The sequence below is a fragment of the Reinekea blandensis MED297 genome (genome assembly GCF_000153185.1).
Lineage (GTDB): Bacteria > Pseudomonadota > Gammaproteobacteria > Pseudomonadales > Natronospirillaceae > Reinekea > Reinekea blandensis.
Genome location: NZ_CH724150.1, coordinates 588,683 through 605,456, shown reverse-complemented (window position 1 = coordinate 605,456; position 16,774 = coordinate 588,683). Strand labels below are relative to the sequence as shown.

The window sequence follows — 16,774 nt, the reverse complement described above, 5'->3', positions numbered from 1 at the left end:
TGACAAACCCCTGTGAAATCGAGGTTTAATGCAAGTCGGAACACATGGGTTCTCTAACTTGGGTGAGGTCACGATGGCTTCGCTCCTTACGTGGTTCAATGCCACCGTTGGCAAGATTGACTGTGTCGTTCTAAGTTGAAAGCGTAACCTATAGGACGGTGGTCGGTTTTTGCGACGCAGTCCTCAGGTGTCGGATTGCAATGCGCCTCAACGCTTCTTAAGCTCGAGTTCTAAGGAGAGCCAAACCGTGCCAACCAAACCGATTAGATTGTCGTTTCAAGTCAAAGTGGCGCTCGGAAGCTTGATTGCCATTGTCCTGGTGTGGTCGGTTTTGGCTGTTCTCAGCTTTACGGCGACAAATGCGCTGATCGATAGCACAAGCCGTAAGCTCTACGCTGCCCACGCCAACGAGCTCACTCTACAGGTCCAGGCGACCTATGAACCGCTTGTTCTGAACACCGCTCTGTTGTCAGAGCATCGCTTAGCGACGGCCAATACATTTGCCGAAAGAATGCAGTCGGTCCCCATGTTGATGAGCGTGCTCAGGCAGGCCCCTCAAACAACCGCAATTCTGGCCGGGTATGAGAACGGCGATCACTTTATGCTACGAATGTTCAGGAATGATGAACTTCGGACGCGGTTAAATGCCCCCTCGAATGCGGTTTTTGCCATTGATCACAGTTACGGTGACCGACGAGAAACGCCGTTTAGGCAGTTTTTGGATGCGGATATGAACCTGATTCAGCAGCAAGACTTGCCAGACTATCGGTTTGACCCGCGTACACGTCCTTGGTACCTCAGTGCCCAAAAATCAAACGGGGTCGTATCGACAGATCCTTATGTGTTTTTCTCATCTCGGGAAATTGGCATTACCATTGCCATGCATTCTCCCGATAAAAAGGCTGTGCTGGCACTTGATGTCGCGTTGAGCTCTGTTTCCGATTATCTCTCGCGTCAACGTATTACTGAAAATACTGAGGTGGTCTTAAGGAATCAGAATGGCATGGTTGCCTGGAGCGGTAACGCCTCGTTAGTGATGAGTGCCGATACGCTTCGCCAGCGCCGTCTCGACGATATTGATCGAGAGCCATTCCGATCTTTAGCGGATGGTTCCGCTCCGACTGACTGGCTTATACACCGGGAACCCATGAATCTGGTCTTCGGTGATGACATGGAAATGCTCATTGCCGTGCCCAAAGATGAGTTTTTGGTGGAGCTTCGGCAAACCAGAAACCGGATACTTTTTTACTCATTTACCATCTTAGCGTTGCTTGTTCCTATGGCCTGGGTATTGTCGAATCGATTGGCCGGGCCAATACGTGAGCTATATGCCGCCGTCAGCAAAGTGGACAAGCAAACCTTCGAACTCGAACTGCCACCCGTCCGAAGTAATGACGAGATTGGCGCTCTGAATCGCGCACTGTTGGCTATGAGTGAGGCGCTGCAACACTATATTGTGGACCTGGAGGCCGCCACGGTTGCGAAACAAAAGCTGGAAAGCGAAATGGAAATTGCGCGGCGCATTCAGATGGAGTTGGTGCCCGGTGGTGGCGAACTGGAGAAAACAAACAACCATGGCGAAATCTACGCGCATCTGATCCCTGCTCGTGCCGTGGGTGGCGACCTCTATGAGGTACTAAAACTGGCCGATGGGCGATATTTTATTGCCGTAGGGGACGTCTCAGGTAAAGGGATGCCGGCGGCGTTGTTTATGTCCCGAGCGGTCGCATTAACAAAGATGATGGCACCCACGGCTCCGTCAGCCGGGGCGTTTTTGTCGAGGTTGAATGACGAGCTGGTGAAAAATAATGAATCCTGTATGTTTATTACCATGTTATGTGGCTTTTATGATGCGCAGACTGGCAAATTTCAGTGTGCGAACGCCGGGCATAATCCACCGGTGTTGACTAAAGAACAAAGCTCGGAGTTCCTCCATCTTGAATCGGGGTCCGCTTTAGGGGTTTTTGAAGACAATGAGTTTCCAGATCAAACCATTGCTTTAGAGTCAAAGCAGCAGTTGTTTATTTATACGGACGGCATTACCGAAGCGTTCGATATGGAGCAACGGGAGTTCTCGGATGAGAGGTTGTTGGCGGCACTGTCGGACGATAATGTGCAGCCTTCCGCGCCTGAACAGGCAACCAGCGTCATCAGGGACGTTGAAGCATTCGCCGCGGGCGCGCCACAATCCGATGATATTACCGTTGTCGTCATGAGAAGGCGCTGATGTCTGAGTTAATTGAAGAGTTCGAGGTTTTTGCCTCGACGACACTGGACGATATCAGCGCAAGGCTTGAGGTTTTGGTTGCCATTGAGCAACTCCCCAACGGGCTCGTTAGCGATGTATTAATTATTCTGGACGAGTTGATCAGTAACTTGTTTAAGTATGGCGGTGGCAAACGACTTGAAGTAAAACTCTACAAAAGTGCTGACGTACTTGAAGTACGATGCAAAGATGACGGTGCACCCTTTAACCCGCTGATGACACAACGGCCAGATCTGGAAGTGCCTATGGAAGATCGAGCGATTGGTGGTCTTGGGCTTGAACTGGTTTTAGCCATGACCGACTCGCAGAATTATCACTACGATGGCAACTGTAATCACCTAACACTGACTCTTTCCCTTTCTTGATCAGGAGTACACCTATGGCATTAAACATTACCGTGACTGATGAAACGGACAGTACCCTTCGGTTGAACCTTGACGGGTCATTAGACAGCGATACCTATGCTCAGTTGGAAAGTTTGCTGGCAAGCAAGGTCACTGATCACACCAAGCTCGTCGCGATGAATCTGGCTGACTTGAAATTTATCAGTTCATCGGGTTTGCGTGTCTTTTTTAAAACGATTAAACAGCTAAAGAAAAACGGCGGTAAAGTGGCCGTTTCCCATATGCAGCCGGGAGTCAAAAAGGTGTTTGAAATTGTTAAGGCGCTGCCTGACCTGAGTATTTTTGCCAGTGTTGAAGAATTGGATGCGTATCTGGCCAGTTTCCAACGCTAAGTAAACGTCGTCTTCAGACAGAAGCTGTACCGATCAGCAACTGTCTGATTCGTTACCAGGTTGGTTTCTTTGCTCGGTTAATAGCTGTCGCGCAAATGATGTACGATTAACGCGGAAGCCTCGACATGTTCCTGTTGAATGCTCCCACACCAAGTAAGCGTTTTGGGTTTGTCGGGTAATAGAGTGAAGCTGTTATCAGAAAAATGCCCATTAAACCCTTCAGTGCCTGCCCACCCAAGTTGAACAAAGTGTGCAGGGACGTCCGTTGTTAAGGTGACAGACAGTCGATCGGCTTGTTGAACTATGGCAATGTCAATCGATGCGGTCGGTAAGTTCATTCGCTTCCAGGGCCCGGCATAAAAGGTGTTGTTCCGCTGATCGTCGTCATCTTCGTAACTCCAGAAGCGGTTATTCGCCTCTGTCCGATACCGTTCATCCGTCAACACCAACAGTTCAGTACTGCTCTGCGGGGGCAGAGTACAGTCAACAGGAAAGGCTTCGAGCACGTTACCCATTAAGTCGCGCTGACAGAGTTGCCCCTTGAGTGCGACCGGTGTCAGCGTGTCGTTGATGCCCATCAGCGCGTGTGTGTTCTGATCGGGTTGCCGGGCTAAAGTAACCAGTACAGGCGCATAAAAGCGTTTTGCGTGGTAATGCAGTTGCTTCCAATGACCGCCGTGCTCCAAGCTCGACCAGGAGGCGACCGGCCAGTTGTCGTTCAGCTGCCAATATAATGTCCCCATGCACACCGGTCGTAATGATCGCCAGTATTCCACGGCGGTTTTAATGGCGACAGCTTGTTGCACCTGACTCAGATACAAGGTGTGTTCAAACGATTTCGGGAAGCGGAAGTACCGGGAAATCATCTCGATAATGATGGAATTGCCACGCGGATTTTTCTGATGGTTTTCCATGACCGGTGAGGTCAGGTTCCAGTCGTCCGGTTGAGCAAACTCGCGCACGGTGGTCATTGACGGGAACGACTGGAAACCAAATTCGGAACAGAATCGGGGTTGCACTGAATAGAAGGCATCAAACGATTTTCCGCTGTGCCAGACATCCCAGAAGTGCATGTCTCCACTGGCATCGTCGTGCCAGGCATCGCCATAGTCGAGTGAGCCATTGCACGGTGAGCTGGGCCAGAAACGACGGCTGGGGTCCAGTGTGGTCATCGCCTGTTCCAGTGTTCGGTTAAGACGATCGTAGTTCACCACATAACGGTCTCGGTTATTGATGGATTCCGGGTACCAGGTCAGGGCACCAATGACTTCGTTATCACCGCACCACAGGGCAATGGACGGGTGGTGTTGTAATCGGCGCACCTGATCGTTCAGTTCCTCGGTGACATCCTCCAGAAACTCGGGTGTCGATGGGTAGAGTGAACAGGCAAACATCAAATCCTGCCAAACCAGCAGGCCAAGTTCGTCACACAGGTCGTAGAAGGTATCGCGTTCGTACATGCCGCCGCCCCAGACGCGCAGCATGTTCATGTTTGCGGCTTTGGCGCTTTCGAGCAGGTCACGATAGCGTGGTTCGGTGCTGTCGAGCGTTAAGGCGTCTGCTGGAATCCAGTTAGCGCCCTTGCAGAAAATATCGACACCGTTCACTTGCACCACCAGGGGCGTACCCACGGCATCGGGTTCTGTGCGAATGTTGAGTTCACGCAAGCCGATTCGCCGTGACCATTCGTCGCCTTGGCTGTTGACGGTCAGGGTGGTCAGAGGTTGTTCGCCGTACCCCGCTGGCCACCACAGGTTGGGTTGCTCAATCGTCAGTCGATGTTCCAATCGCTGACGTCCGGGCCTTGCCTCAAACGTTACAGTGTCGTGAGTATCGCCTAGCGACAACGCCAGCGTTTGTTGGTCGTTGCTCTGAGTATTTGAATAAACCTCAATCTCGACCGTGCATGTCGCGATGAGCTGGTCGTTTTCAAGGGACTGATCAACGGTGGTGGATAGGATTCTTGTGCCGTTACCCCAGGTTAAGGTCGGTGCTTCATACAGACCGGTGACCATCAGGCAGATGCCCCAATCCCAACCGGCGTGACACTGTGTTTTACGCAGGGTGTTCATGTGTGGAATCTGGTTATTTCCTTCACTGTAGGGTACCGGGAAGGGCAATCGACTGGCCCGGTCGGCGGCTTCGGTTGCTGCGGGCTTCAGCTCAATGCGCAGTTCGTTCTCGCCAACGCGAGCCACGTTTTTTAAGTCGACGCGATGTTCCCGAAACTGATTGCTGGCGTTCAGCACGGGCTGATCATTGATGAAAATCTCGGCGACGGTGTCCAGTTGACGAAAACTCAGCTCAGACCAATCGGCGTTGAGTTGGGCTTCGGTCAGTGAGAAGTGCGTCGTCAGTGTCCAGGCTTTCTCGGCGACCCACTGTATAGCCGATTCGTTGTCGCCGATATAGGGGTGCGGGATTTTGCCTGCATCCAAAAGAGTCCGATGTGCTTCGAAAGGCAGTTGGGTTTGTGTACTGAAACCAATGTCTGGACAGGTGACCGTCCAGTGTCCATCGAGCAATGCGCGGGTCATCGAAACACTCCTGCAAATAGCAAAATTCGATTCTTTCGAGGTCAGTGCAGCTTGTCAATGACCCAAGTGGGTAACTTCAACAGCGGCAATTAATACCGCAGCTGTTCTCGACCACAAAACGCATCCACCGGGCTGTACTGGTTAAACGTCAACTGACCGGTCAGCCCTTTAACAACAGCCCGCTGAACGTCAGGTAACGCGCAGTAAGCGTTGATGTAAGTTGGCACACGTGGCGCATCGTAGAGATGATAGGGGTAGCCGAAAGAGATCATGACGGCGGGCAATACGTTCCAGTGGCGCTCCATGGCGCCTTCAAAACCGCCACAGAGCGACATCCAATCGATATAGATGTGAGACTTTAACAGGGACGATTCGTCCGCCAACAGATACAGGACGCAATCGTAGTCGTTTGCATCAATGCGCATGCCGGCCTGGAACAATGTGACATCAAAGCCGGCCTGTTGTAATAACTCCGGAACCTCTAATGGCATCGCGTGTGGGATAAAGCTGTGGCGAATGCCGCTGGAAAAAACAAGCACCCGACGGTGTTGCTCCACAGTGAGAGGCAACAGTTGATGACGATCTTTGATCAGGGTTGGGGTGGCATCGATCGTCTGTTGTGCAAAGGCAACGTCGTCTGGCTGTTTCAGTGTCTGAGTCAGTGCCGTGGCGTCGCTGCGCTCATTTGCTAACTCAGTTAGCCCGACACTGGCTTTTAAGGCCAGGATGCGCATAACCGATTCGTTTAAGCGGCGTTCAGAAACCCGACCCTGACGGACCGTATTCATTAACAGGGCGAAGTCTTCTGCCGGGTTACGATTAAACAGAATCATATCGCAGCCGTTTTCAATCATATCAGCAAGGACCGTGGCGCGGTCGGCCCAGGACGAGGCACCGGCCATGGTTGAGGCATCTGAAACAATCAGGCCGTTAAACCCGAGTTCGCCTCTGAGCAGGTCTATGTTCAGGTGTCGGTTCAGGCTTGCGGGGCGATACCATTCTTCCGGATCATCCGTCACCGTTTTCATGTACTCAGGCAGGGCAATGTGCGCGGACATGATTGTTTTAACCCCGGCTTCAATCATCGTACGGAACAGTTGGCCGTACTTGTTCTGCCATTGGTCCATGGGCAGGTCATTGACCGAGGTCACCAGGTGCTGATCCCGATCATCCTGCCCATCTCCCGGCCAATGTTTGGCCGTAGCGGCCAGACCATTGGATTGAAACGCCCGGATGTTGGCCTGACCGAGTGCGGCGATGACGTCGGTGTCTGAGCCATAAGATCGGGTCCCAACAATGGCACTGCGGAAATGATCATCGACATCGATGACCGGCGTGAACGACCAGTTCAGTCCAAGTTGACGAGCTTCGCGCGCCATGATGCTCATGGCCTGTTCGGCACGTTGTGGATCATTTAAGGCAGCCATACCCAGTTGATTGGGTACCGGAGTACCAAAGGGCAGGCTCATACTGCCGCCTTCGACATCCGCACTGATCAGCGGCGGAACGGTCAGCCCGTCGCGGATATCGTTCAGCATCTGGCATTCTCTGCTCAGCTCGGGGCCAAAGAATTTCGTCACGCCGCCCGGCTGTAAGGCGGTGATGCCTGCCAGGGTTTCCGGTGAGTTGTCCATGACCATCATGTTAAACAGCTGGCTCACCCGGGCTTCAAGGTCCATTGAGTTGAACTGATCAGAGACCCATTTCAGTTCGGCGTGGCCGAGGTGAAACGGCGCTTTTTTGAACTCTTCGAGTGTCTGTCCGGTCACAATGAAACCCCTTGTTCAATAATGGTTTGCACTATTGTCTTCAGGCGACGGTGTTCGGCCTATCCCTTTTTTGTTCTGTTGACCGGTCATTTCTTGTGGTCGTCGAGGAAGAGATCAGTTTTCTTCAGCCAGGGCATCATTAAAGCATCGATGCCGGTGGTATCAAATCGTCCGTAGTGAACCCCTGCGGGTGTTGACGGTGCGCTCTGTTGTTGCTGGCGAAACTCGCTTGGCGTGCATTGATATTCGCGCTTAAAAGCGCTGTTGAAGGCCTTGATTGATGGAAAACCGTGTTCAAGCGCCAACTCAGCGACCGTGCTGTCGGTTTGAATCAGATCCGGCAGGCAGCGTTCAAGCCGCAGTTGGGTCAGCCATCTCACCAGTGTCGATCCGGTTTTATCTTTAAAATAATGGCTCAGATAAGTCTCACTCAAGCCGAAATGCTCAGAGAGGCTGGTAAGGCTGATCGGTTCCCGATAATGCGCTTCCAGATACCGGGTAATTTGCTGAATCCGCCAGGAAGCATCATCCCGGCTCTCGGCCGGTGCCGGTGAGGCTGAGCTGAAATATCGCAATAAGATCAACTGAAGCTGAGCAAGTCCGTTTTCAGTGGCGAGTTGCCAATGTGCCGGTTGGTATTTCTGTTCCCACCACAGGTGGGCAAGCGTTGTACGAAGGTCATTCAGCCGGGCTTTTAATACCGGGTTTGACGTGCCCGGTGCTACGGATACATTGACCAGTTCTTCAAACCGATGTTGCAGGCACAGCACCAGGTTGTCATCGCTGGCGGCTTCGGTGGCATGGTGATCGTCGGCATTGATGAACAGCAGATCGCCATCACGCAATGAATATTGGTGATCATTCACTTGAACACGAATGGCACCCTGCAACACCCATAAGGCTTCGGTTGCCTGGTGCCGATGCAGACCACAAGCCTGCACACGATGGATGAACAGACGGGTAGTTTGCTGAAGGAGTTCCGAGGCGCTGACAATCGGGTACATTGTGAGAAATCGGTTAGAGGCTTAGGTGCTATTAAAGCATATTCGTAACATGACCTGTATGTGCTGACGCAACCGAGAACACCAGGTGATGGTGTAGAGCCAATAAGTCGTGAAGGGAAGCGGAGACTGAAGCGCTAAAAGAGCACGCAGACAACCGTTGGTAAAATGGGAAAGGTAAAACCAGCCTGCGTCATACAGGCTGGTTCTGACGGTTTACGGTCAGCTTCTATGGCTGAACGTAGGTTGTTTTTGCGGTGTCGACCGCGTAATCACCCGTCCAGTAGGTAAAGTTGTATTCAATAACATCACCCGGGTTCAGGTCATACAGCGTCAGTACATTTTTTGATCCCAGTTGTTCCATACGCACATTGATTTGACCGCCATTGTTAACCGTGTAATGAACGTCGGCCCAGTCACTTGTATTGAGGAACACCTCGGCGGTGTTCGCGTCGATGTAGTTCACACCGGAGGCGTTGGGTTCGTTGGAGCTGTCGTCTCCATTGCCGTCGTCGCTGCCATCATCACCGTTGCCAGAATCACCGTTATCTGTACCGGCTTTAACGATTTTAAGGCTGGACAGAACGTCATTAAAGCCGTCTGCTACCAAACATCCCTGATCGGCGGTAATGATCAACGGTTCGCCAGTCAGGTTGTCACTGTCGTACAAGTGGGCTTCGTAGCCTTCTGCGATTTTAATCGACGATGCGTCGTTGTTGAGTCCGCCGGCGGCCATCAGGTCGGCTGAGTGGTAGTCGCCTTCCTCGAACGTTGCTGACCAGCCACCGTAATTACAGTGTTGAAACAGTTCAACGACAGTGTCGTGAACGACGTCGCCACCACCGACATACAAAATGTCATCAATGGCGTATTCAAAACTGTGTGTTGGTGCTGAAACGTTGGCAATGGCAAACAGGTATTGCATGGACTGCAGTGCAATCAGATCGCCGCGAACATCGCTTACCGGAATCGTTACCTCGCCCCATTGACCGTCCCGTACCAGACCATATTTGTTCTCATAGGCAGGGAAGTTGATCCAGTTCTGGTTGGTGTAGGTATCGGTAACGCCGATTTTAAAATCAATGTCAGCGGGAATCTTAATCTTAAAGGTCAGCTCACCGTCTTCAAAAGCGCTGAGATCACGAGCCTGGCGGGTTTGAACACCGGCGCCAAACCAGGAGCCCGGGTTGCCAAAATAATAGGTCATGACATTGTCACCCTCGTAAGGGGCAATGGCGCCTTCGGAGCTGTTGGTATCCCACAGGAAAATATCAGAGCTCACACCAGCTTCCAGTTTGTTATCGGTGTAGGACTCATCGGTGAAAACACCGAAGGTGCCACCCTCGGGTTGGACTGTACTGCCTTCAAAAATTTCACCTTGGCCGTCGAGCTCATACACCCGAACGTAGTCGATGTACATTTTCCCGGGCATGGGTGCCTGAATGTCACTCGGTTGCATTAACCCAGTGAAGGTTCCACCGACGGCAAGGTCCAGCAACAGATGAAAGGGTTGCTGAAACTCACTGGACGCTTCAGATATGGTGAAGGGCTGCTCGTACATGTCATGTTCGACCCCGTTATCGACCGTGGTGAAACGAATAGTCGTGTCGGTCCAATACAGACGATACGTTACAAAGCGATTGTCCAATCCATTCGGGTTTACATAGGCATTGTCAGTTTGCCAAGCGGTACTGGCCGCACAGGTTGGATTGCCATCCGAACAGGCTTCATCGGCGTAGAAAATCAGGTTAGAACCAACATAATTGTTTCGGCTGGGAGCTGCTGCGTTGTTATCGTTCGGATCGTTGTTTACCTGCCGCCAAAGTTCCCGGTCTTCTAAGCGATGACCTTGCTCCATGATGTCAATTTCACCTTTTGCAGGCCACGTCAATGTCGTGGTGCCGAGCATCCAGGCAGCCGGCCACAAACCCGATTCCAGATCCGGAACGCGGATGCGGAACTCAACCATGCCGTATTGGATGGCGAGTTTGTTTTCAGATTGTACTTTACCGGAGGTAAACGAATAGCCATTTGCATTTTCCCGGCGGGCTTCTAACACCAATGCGTTGTTACCGGGTTCGCCTGGAATGGCATCGATGTAAACATTATTTTCACTGTACCATTGCAGCTCCTGGTTTCCCCAGCCACACAGGCCTTTGTCACAACCATCACCGACATCAATGTTCCAGATGTTTTGGTCGAAGGTGTTGAAATTGTCTTCCCAGAGCAGACGGCCAACCTCTGCATTTACGGCTCCTGTCGTGCCCAGTGCAATAGCCAGAGCCATTATCTTGATCGGCTTGCTGTAGATAGCCGACGTGTTCGTCGTGAACATGGTGTGTACTCCTAACGGTCTTTTTAATTATGGTGATAAACATCGAACGATTCCAAATATAAAAATTGGTATTTCATTCCAAGTACAATGTCTCGCTACAGCAAACTTCAGCGATGTTGAGTTTTGATTCATCATGGTGAAACAAAAAGAGCGGGGGATTCTATGGAAATAAAATTGAAAGTTCTGATGTGTTCGACACAGTTTGTTTTTTGACGAACTGTTTTTAAGACATGGTTCTAAAGGATGAAACAGAACCTGCCCAAAGTAAGGCACAGATCAACGAGTAGACAGCTATTTAATATTTTTAGTTGACGTTAATAGCGATTGCTTTTTTCAATCGACGATTAATTGGTATTTAACCTGGAGTTCAATCAGTTGTTTGATGAGAAAGGCTAACAAGACTCGACAAATAGTCAGCACAGCTAACAAAAAAAGGCGCGGGAGTGCGCCTTGCTTTGGTTCGAAACTGCATTACTGATTAGGGTTCGATGATGTCAACATCAAAGTAATGCTCTACACATTGGCGATAGTTGCCAGGAATAAGCGCACTGTACGCCGTTTGATACCCGACCAGTTTGCACGCAAACGAAGCCCCTTCGGGATTGTTGGGGTGATAAGCCCAGTCTTGATCCCAATAAATTAACATGCCGCCCGCGCCTTGTACTTCGAATCGCCCCTGGTTTGCACAACCCAGTGCTTCGTCGTCAGGTACAGGCACCCCCAGGTAAGCGGCATGGGCTTTGTAGTAGGTAATACGGTTTTTTGATTGCTGCTTTTCGACACCGCTGGCCGTGCCACATTCAATGCCGCCGTTGATGATGTTGGTGGTTGCACCGAAACCTTTTTCAATGTTTAACGAGCGGTCGTGGGCATTCGGCTCCCAGGTGCCGTCAATGACGTGTAACATGCTGGGTTTTGGTGCTTGAGGTGTGACAAAAAAGAATACTGCAGAAGCCAGATTGAGCCAGGAGTCTGCAACCCGATCCGGATGATTGAGCAGCACGGAGACATCACCGTAAATCACCTCTGAAAAGGGACCATAATTGTAGTTGTAGCTGAGTTGTTTAGCGCCTCGACCAAAGTATTGTTTGAACGATCCATCTGGCTGCGTTCCGCACGGCCAGGTTTTTCCCTGCCAGGTCGCTGGGTTGCATTCGGCATTGTAGCCGCAGCCTGATCCGCCTTCGGTACAGCCAACCTCGCGCAGATAATAAAGGCCTTGACGGTATTCATCGACTGGTGAGCTTAGGATATGGGCGCCGGTTTCCTGTGTGAAGTGAGCAAACATGGTCGCCAGACTTTTACGGCAGATGGCGTCGGAATCCCGGCCATCGTCATAGGTGGCGCAGAAACCCTTAAACTTCGCAACGGCCTGTAAAAACCGGGTGTAGTTGTAGGCTGGGTCGGCTAACGCAAAAAGATAGTTCCAATCGGCTTGTGAAAGCAGTCGTTCAACGCGTTTTACATTGTCCGGGTTGTCTGCTCGACTTGGTCGAACCCGTTCAACCGCGTCGTTGTTTAATGTCTGTATAGAATCTTTTACCAGACGATAGAGTTCAGTATCAGTGATCGCGGCTTCCGTGGCATCCAGATCCGATTGACAGAGCGTATAACCGCCGTCTGGTTTCGGTTGAATGCCGCAATCATCCGATGGCGGATCCGTTGGATCGCTCGGGTCGGTTGGGTCTTCGGTTGCACCGTTTTCTACGGTGAACGTCAGTGGATTGCTGCGAGTGCAACCGTCGGCGTTGCATAAGTCGACCGTCAGTACGTGAGTACCAGCCACGAAGTTCGATGTACATTGGCCACTTTGCGCATTTCGCCCATTGGTTGGAACTGAGCCTTCACAATGAATCTGGTTGTTGTCGTAAAGTGTCCATTCATTTCCATTCTCTCCCCACCACATGTTCCAGGTGACGGTAATATTTACTCCGCTTTCGATGTTACTTGGCATCCAGGCGATAGAGGGTTGGGTCGGTATTGCCGAGTAGACAAAAGGGGTGACTAAACAGATTGATAAGAAAACTGAAACAATTTTTATCTTCATGGAAGGATGACCTCCGGGTGCGATAGCGGGTGTGTTTTTCAACCTTCGGGCTAACAAGTTTGGTACCCGATATAAGATGATCGCGACTATAAATAGCCGCCGTCGTATCGGACAGATACTGTCATTGACCTCAATAAAAGAATGAGAAAACGGTTTAAAAAGTGACGGATTGTTTTAAAAGTGATAACGGATGTTCGTTAAAATGGACTGGTGCTTTTATGTGGTTGAGAAATTATTGGTCTGTTGGTGAGGACCAATAATCGTTGTGAAGAGAGATTATGAAACTTATTGAAAGCTAAGTGTTCTGGTAATAAATGCACTCACTGCAAAGACCCCTGCAGTGAGCGCTCATAATCGATGAATGTCGATCGTTTTCAGTGGTTTATCCTGATGCCAGTTTGACGGAGTTAGTTGTCTTCAAAAACAGGGATTCGCCTTGGTATGCGTCCTGTCCATTGCAACACCGGTTTCATGCATTTGTGTGCTGAGTCGACAGGTTCGATATGCATCATCGGGCAGCCGCCATCAATAATGTTGAGTCCTTTCTGGCGCCCCAGTTCGACCGCAATCGGGTCGACGCTGTTACCGAAAGATTTGTGCAACCAGATCCAAGACACGCCAGCGCGATGGGCTTGAGTCAGAACATCCTGAACATGGATGGGTTTGGTGATGACGACGACCGCCTCAACCGGATGGGGCAGGGCTGCAAAATCGGGATAACAGGGTATGCCTTTGACTTCTGACTCGGTCGGGTGAAGCGCATAGACAGTGTACCCCGAAGATTTCAGCTTGGTGTATATGGTTTTTGCGGTGTCATCTTCGCCGCGTGAAAGCCCCACGACGGCGATGGAAGAGTGATTCAGAAACGCCTGGGCGGCGTCATTCAGACTGATCGAGTGATTGTTGGTGTCCATTCGCACTCCTTTTTATCCAATCCGTTCATCCTAAGGCTGCTAGTGTCATGAGTCAGAGGTTCGTCTGCTTTCAGCGTGCAATTCAAGTTCTCTGGCAAGGCGTGTCTCGAAGATAATGGTTGTTCCATTGGCAAGAGGCAGAACGAAGCCAGAGGGCTTGAATGACGCGCCCGCAGGGAGCTCATGGAAAGCCCAATTACGGCGTTGCTCTTCTTGAAAAGATGACAATATTTCCTGTGAAGTGCGCCTTGTCCTAGACCTTTCCATAAGCTCTGAAGCTCGACGAACTTCCGACTCAGGACACTAGGCTATGCTTTTGGAGGACTCAGGTTTTGAGCTGGGTCATATGATGGTGTTGAGGGGCGGGACTCTGTTTGAACTGGGTTGCCGAGGAGGGCTTGTCCGTAATGCGGATCAATGCGGACTTGAACCCATTCTCATTTAGCTTCAGGATGGCGGCTGCACAGATCGCCGACCGTCTTTTGAGACCCGGCCAACACCGACACTCATGGTTATGTTCAATTAAGGAAGCCGTATGGACCCAGTCATCTCCATCCAAAGCCTCGAGAAAACCTACGACAATGGGTTTGAGGCCCTTAAAAAGGTCGAGTTAGAGGTCATCTCAGGCGAAATCCTGGCGTTGCTTGGCCCGAATGGCGCGGGCAAAACCACGTTGATCAGTACGGTATGCGGGATTGTGAACCCAACCGGCGGGAAGGTAACGGTTGGCGGTTATGACATTATTCATGATTACCGGAAAACCCGGCAGATGATTGGGTTGGTTCCTCAGGAATTACACACAGAGTCGTTTGAAACCGTATGGGCGACGGTTAACTTCAGCCGTGGCTTGTTTGGGTTGAAGCCAAATCCGGAGTATATCGAAGGTATTTTGAAAGACCTGTCACTTTGGGATAAAAAAGACACCAAAATTATGCAGTTGTCCGGTGGTATGAAGCGCCGATTGTTGATTGCCAAAGCCCTGTCTCATGAGCCCACCGTCTTGTTCCTCGATGAACCCACCGCGGGCGTGGATGTAGAGTTACGTCAGGATATGTGGCGGGTGGTCGAAAAGCTTCGTCAGAATGGGGTAACCATCATCCTGACCACGCATTACATCGAAGAGGCCGAAGAAATCGCCGATCGGATCGCGATTATCAATAATGGCCGAATAGAACTGGTTGAACGCAAAGACGAACTGATGCGTAAACTCGGCCGCAAGCAGTTGACGTTAGAGCTGCGGGAACCGCTGCAGTCGATTCCAGATAATCTGGCCGACTTTAATCTTGAACTGCAGGCTGAAGGCTCCCGGTTGGTGTATGACTATGACGCCACCCAAAGCCATACCGGAATCGCCGGTTTAATGCAGGCACTTTCTGAGCAGGGCATCGCCTTCAAAGACCTGGCGACCCGACAAAGTTCGCTGGAAGACATATTTATCGATCTGATCAAGGAGTCGTCATGAACCGTCATTCGGTATCCGCTATCTATCGCTTTGAAATGGCTCGCACGCGCCGGACCATCTTGCAGAGTATTGTGTCCCCGGTGATTTCGACTTCGCTGTATTTCGTGGTGTTCGGAGCCGCCATCGGGTCGCGCATTACGTCCGTCGAGGGTGTCAGTTACGGGGCGTTCATTGTGCCGGGTTTAATGATCCTCTCGCTCATGACGCAGAGCATTTCCAACGCTTCCTTTGGTATTTACTTCCCCAAATTCACCGGAACCATTTATGAGCTGTTGTCAGCGCCGGTTTCATTTTTTGAGATCATGCTGGGGTATGTCGGGGCGGCGGCGACCAAGGCCATCATCGTCGGCAGTATCATCCTGATTACCGCTGCGTTCTTTGTCGACCTCACCATCATGCATCCGTTCTCGATGCTGGTGTTTTTTATTCTGACGGCCGTCACGTTCAGCCTGTTCGGGTTCATCATCGGGATCTGGGCCGATAATTTTGAGAAGCTGCAACTGATCCCGTTATTGATCGTTACACCCCTTGTTTTTCTCGGAGGCAGTTTTTACTCCATTTCCATGCTGCCTGATCTGTGGCAGAAAATAACCCTGTTGAACCCGGTACTCTACTTGATCAGTGGTTTCCGCTGGAGCTTTTATGGCGTATCCGACGTAAACGTATGGGTGAGCTTTGCCATGATTATCGGCTTTCTGGTGATCTGTTCGTACGTCGTCTGGTGGATTTTCAAGACCGGATATCAGATCCGGGAATAGAAAGGAGGGGTCTCATGACCATTCTGCAGCAATCTGTTGGTTATCCGGTCGCGCGTCTGACATCCAGGCAGAGCAAAGCTCTGGCACTGCTGAATGCGGAGTTGATTCAGGACGAGGGTCATTCAAACAACCTGTCGTTGTTGGAGCTCGAAACCCGGATGACGGAATGGCTCGATGAAGAAGAGTATTTCTGCCATGCCGTGTTGCACCGAAACTTACCGGTCTCCTATTGCCTGTGGCGGGAAGAAGCATCCCATATCCATGTCCGGCAATTGTTTACCCTGCGCAATTATCGCGGTCGGGGCTTAGCAACCAAGCTACTGGATTTCCTGCAGGATAAGTTTGCGATCGATAAGCCGTTGCGGCTTGAGGTCTTAGCCAGTAACAAAGCCGCCATGACCTTCTATCAGAAACATGGTTTTGAGCTTTACGCCCATACTTTTCAGAAAAAACCAAACCCGCAGGCATAAAAAAAGGGGAGCAAAAGCTCCCCTTTCTTTGAGTTTGGTTATCAGTCGATGATTTGAACTGAAACGGTGTTGGTTGATTCAAACAACGCACCGGCTACAACGACGATGGTATCGCCGGATTTTGCCAGACCGTATTGCAGCGCTTTTTCTTTCGCTTTTTCGTAAAGTGAATCGCTGCTCTCAAAAGGCTCAACATGAGAGGTTGTGACACCTTTGGTCAGACACAGGTGCTGAGCGGTCTTGGTGCTGCGGGTCAATGCCAGAATCTGAGCACGAGGGAAGTACTTACGTACCGACTTCACCGATTTGCCGTGTTCAGTGGCGACAACGATCAGGTCGACACTGAGGTCTTGAGCGATGTTAACAGCAGACTTACAGACGGATTCAGTCACCCGGAGATTACCGGCATTCACAGGCAGCGGACGATCAATTCTGCTTCATGGCGTCATCGGTGCGCTCACAGATTGAGCCATGATTCG

Annotated in this window: 13 protein-coding genes; 6 read left to right on the top strand and 7 right to left on the bottom strand. The window is 50.9% G+C overall.

Going from position 1 to position 16,774, the window contains the following annotated elements:
- Positions 1-247: 247 nt before the first annotated feature.
- The 3 genes from MED297_RS21180 to MED297_RS08150 are packed head-to-tail and all read left to right on the top strand — an operon-like array spanning position 248 to position 3,002.
- Positions 248-2,227, top strand: a complete 1,980-nt coding sequence (locus tag MED297_RS21180; RefSeq protein WP_050762888.1) for a SpoIIE family protein phosphatase — start codon at positions 248-250, stop codon at positions 2,225-2,227.
- Positions 2,227-2,631 (top strand): ATP-binding protein, encoded by a 405-nt coding sequence (locus tag MED297_RS08155; protein WP_008043957.1) that lies wholly within the window; start codon positions 2,227-2,229, stop codon positions 2,629-2,631. The genes MED297_RS21180 and MED297_RS08155 overlap by 1 nt, the downstream gene beginning before the upstream one ends.
- A gap of 14 nt (positions 2,632-2,645) precedes the next feature.
- Positions 2,646-3,002, top strand: coding sequence for an STAS domain-containing protein (locus MED297_RS08150; RefSeq protein WP_008043955.1), 357 nt, complete (start codon positions 2,646-2,648; stop codon positions 3,000-3,002).
- Positions 3,003-3,079: 77 nt separating this feature from the next.
- On the opposite strand, the gene MED297_RS08145 is transcribed toward MED297_RS08150, so the two are convergent.
- The 6 genes from MED297_RS08145 to MED297_RS08120 all read right to left on the bottom strand — a co-directional run bounded on the left by MED297_RS08145 (position 3,080) and on the right by MED297_RS08120 (position 13,605).
- Positions 3,080-5,539 carry a beta-mannosidase gene (locus MED297_RS08145; protein WP_008043953.1) on the bottom strand — a complete coding sequence of 820 codons (2,460 nt, stop codon included), beginning with the start codon at positions 5,537-5,539 and terminating at the stop codon, positions 3,080-3,082.
- Between the two features lie 89 nt (positions 5,540-5,628).
- Positions 5,629-7,308: a glycoside hydrolase family 3 protein gene (locus MED297_RS08140; protein ID WP_008043951.1), complete on the bottom strand. Its 1,680-nt coding sequence runs from the start codon at positions 7,306-7,308 to the stop codon at positions 5,629-5,631.
- 86 nt (positions 7,309-7,394) lie between these two features.
- Positions 7,395-8,312 (bottom strand): helix-turn-helix transcriptional regulator, encoded by a 918-nt coding sequence (locus MED297_RS08135; RefSeq protein WP_008043950.1) that lies wholly within the window; start codon positions 8,310-8,312, stop codon positions 7,395-7,397.
- Positions 8,313-8,538: 226 nt separating this feature from the next.
- Positions 8,539-10,644, bottom strand: a complete 2,106-nt coding sequence (locus MED297_RS08130; protein ID WP_008043949.1) for a glycoside hydrolase family 16 protein — start codon at positions 10,642-10,644, stop codon at positions 8,539-8,541.
- A gap of 478 nt (positions 10,645-11,122) precedes the next feature.
- Complete coding sequence (locus tag MED297_RS08125) at positions 11,123-12,691, bottom strand: glycoside hydrolase family 19 protein (RefSeq protein ID WP_154650876.1); 1,569 nt, start codon at positions 12,689-12,691, stop codon at positions 11,123-11,125.
- A 407-nt stretch (positions 12,692-13,098) separates the two neighbouring features.
- Complete coding sequence (locus MED297_RS08120) at positions 13,099-13,605, bottom strand: CoA-binding protein (RefSeq protein WP_008043944.1); 507 nt, start codon at positions 13,603-13,605, stop codon at positions 13,099-13,101.
- 535 nt (positions 13,606-14,140) lie between these two features.
- Here MED297_RS08120 and MED297_RS08115 point away from each other — a divergent pair.
- The 3 genes from MED297_RS08115 to MED297_RS08105 are packed head-to-tail and all read left to right on the top strand — an operon-like array spanning position 14,141 to position 16,295.
- Positions 14,141-15,067: an ABC transporter ATP-binding protein gene (locus MED297_RS08115; RefSeq protein ID WP_008043942.1), complete on the top strand. Its 927-nt coding sequence runs from the start codon at positions 14,141-14,143 to the stop codon at positions 15,065-15,067.
- Positions 15,064-15,825, top strand: coding sequence for an ABC transporter permease (locus MED297_RS08110; protein ID WP_008043941.1), 762 nt, complete (start codon positions 15,064-15,066; stop codon positions 15,823-15,825). The genes MED297_RS08115 and MED297_RS08110 overlap by 4 nt, the downstream gene beginning before the upstream one ends.
- Positions 15,826-15,839: 14 nt before the next feature.
- Positions 15,840-16,295: a GNAT family N-acetyltransferase gene (locus tag MED297_RS08105; RefSeq protein ID WP_008043940.1), complete on the top strand. Its 456-nt coding sequence runs from the start codon at positions 15,840-15,842 to the stop codon at positions 16,293-16,295.
- Between the two features lie 41 nt (positions 16,296-16,336).
- On the opposite strand, the gene MED297_RS08100 is transcribed toward MED297_RS08105, so the two are convergent.
- Positions 16,337-16,687 carry a pyruvate kinase alpha/beta domain-containing protein gene (locus MED297_RS08100; RefSeq protein ID WP_161599286.1) on the bottom strand — a complete coding sequence of 117 codons (351 nt, stop codon included), beginning with the start codon at positions 16,685-16,687 and terminating at the stop codon, positions 16,337-16,339.
- Positions 16,688-16,774 lie beyond the last annotated feature (87 nt).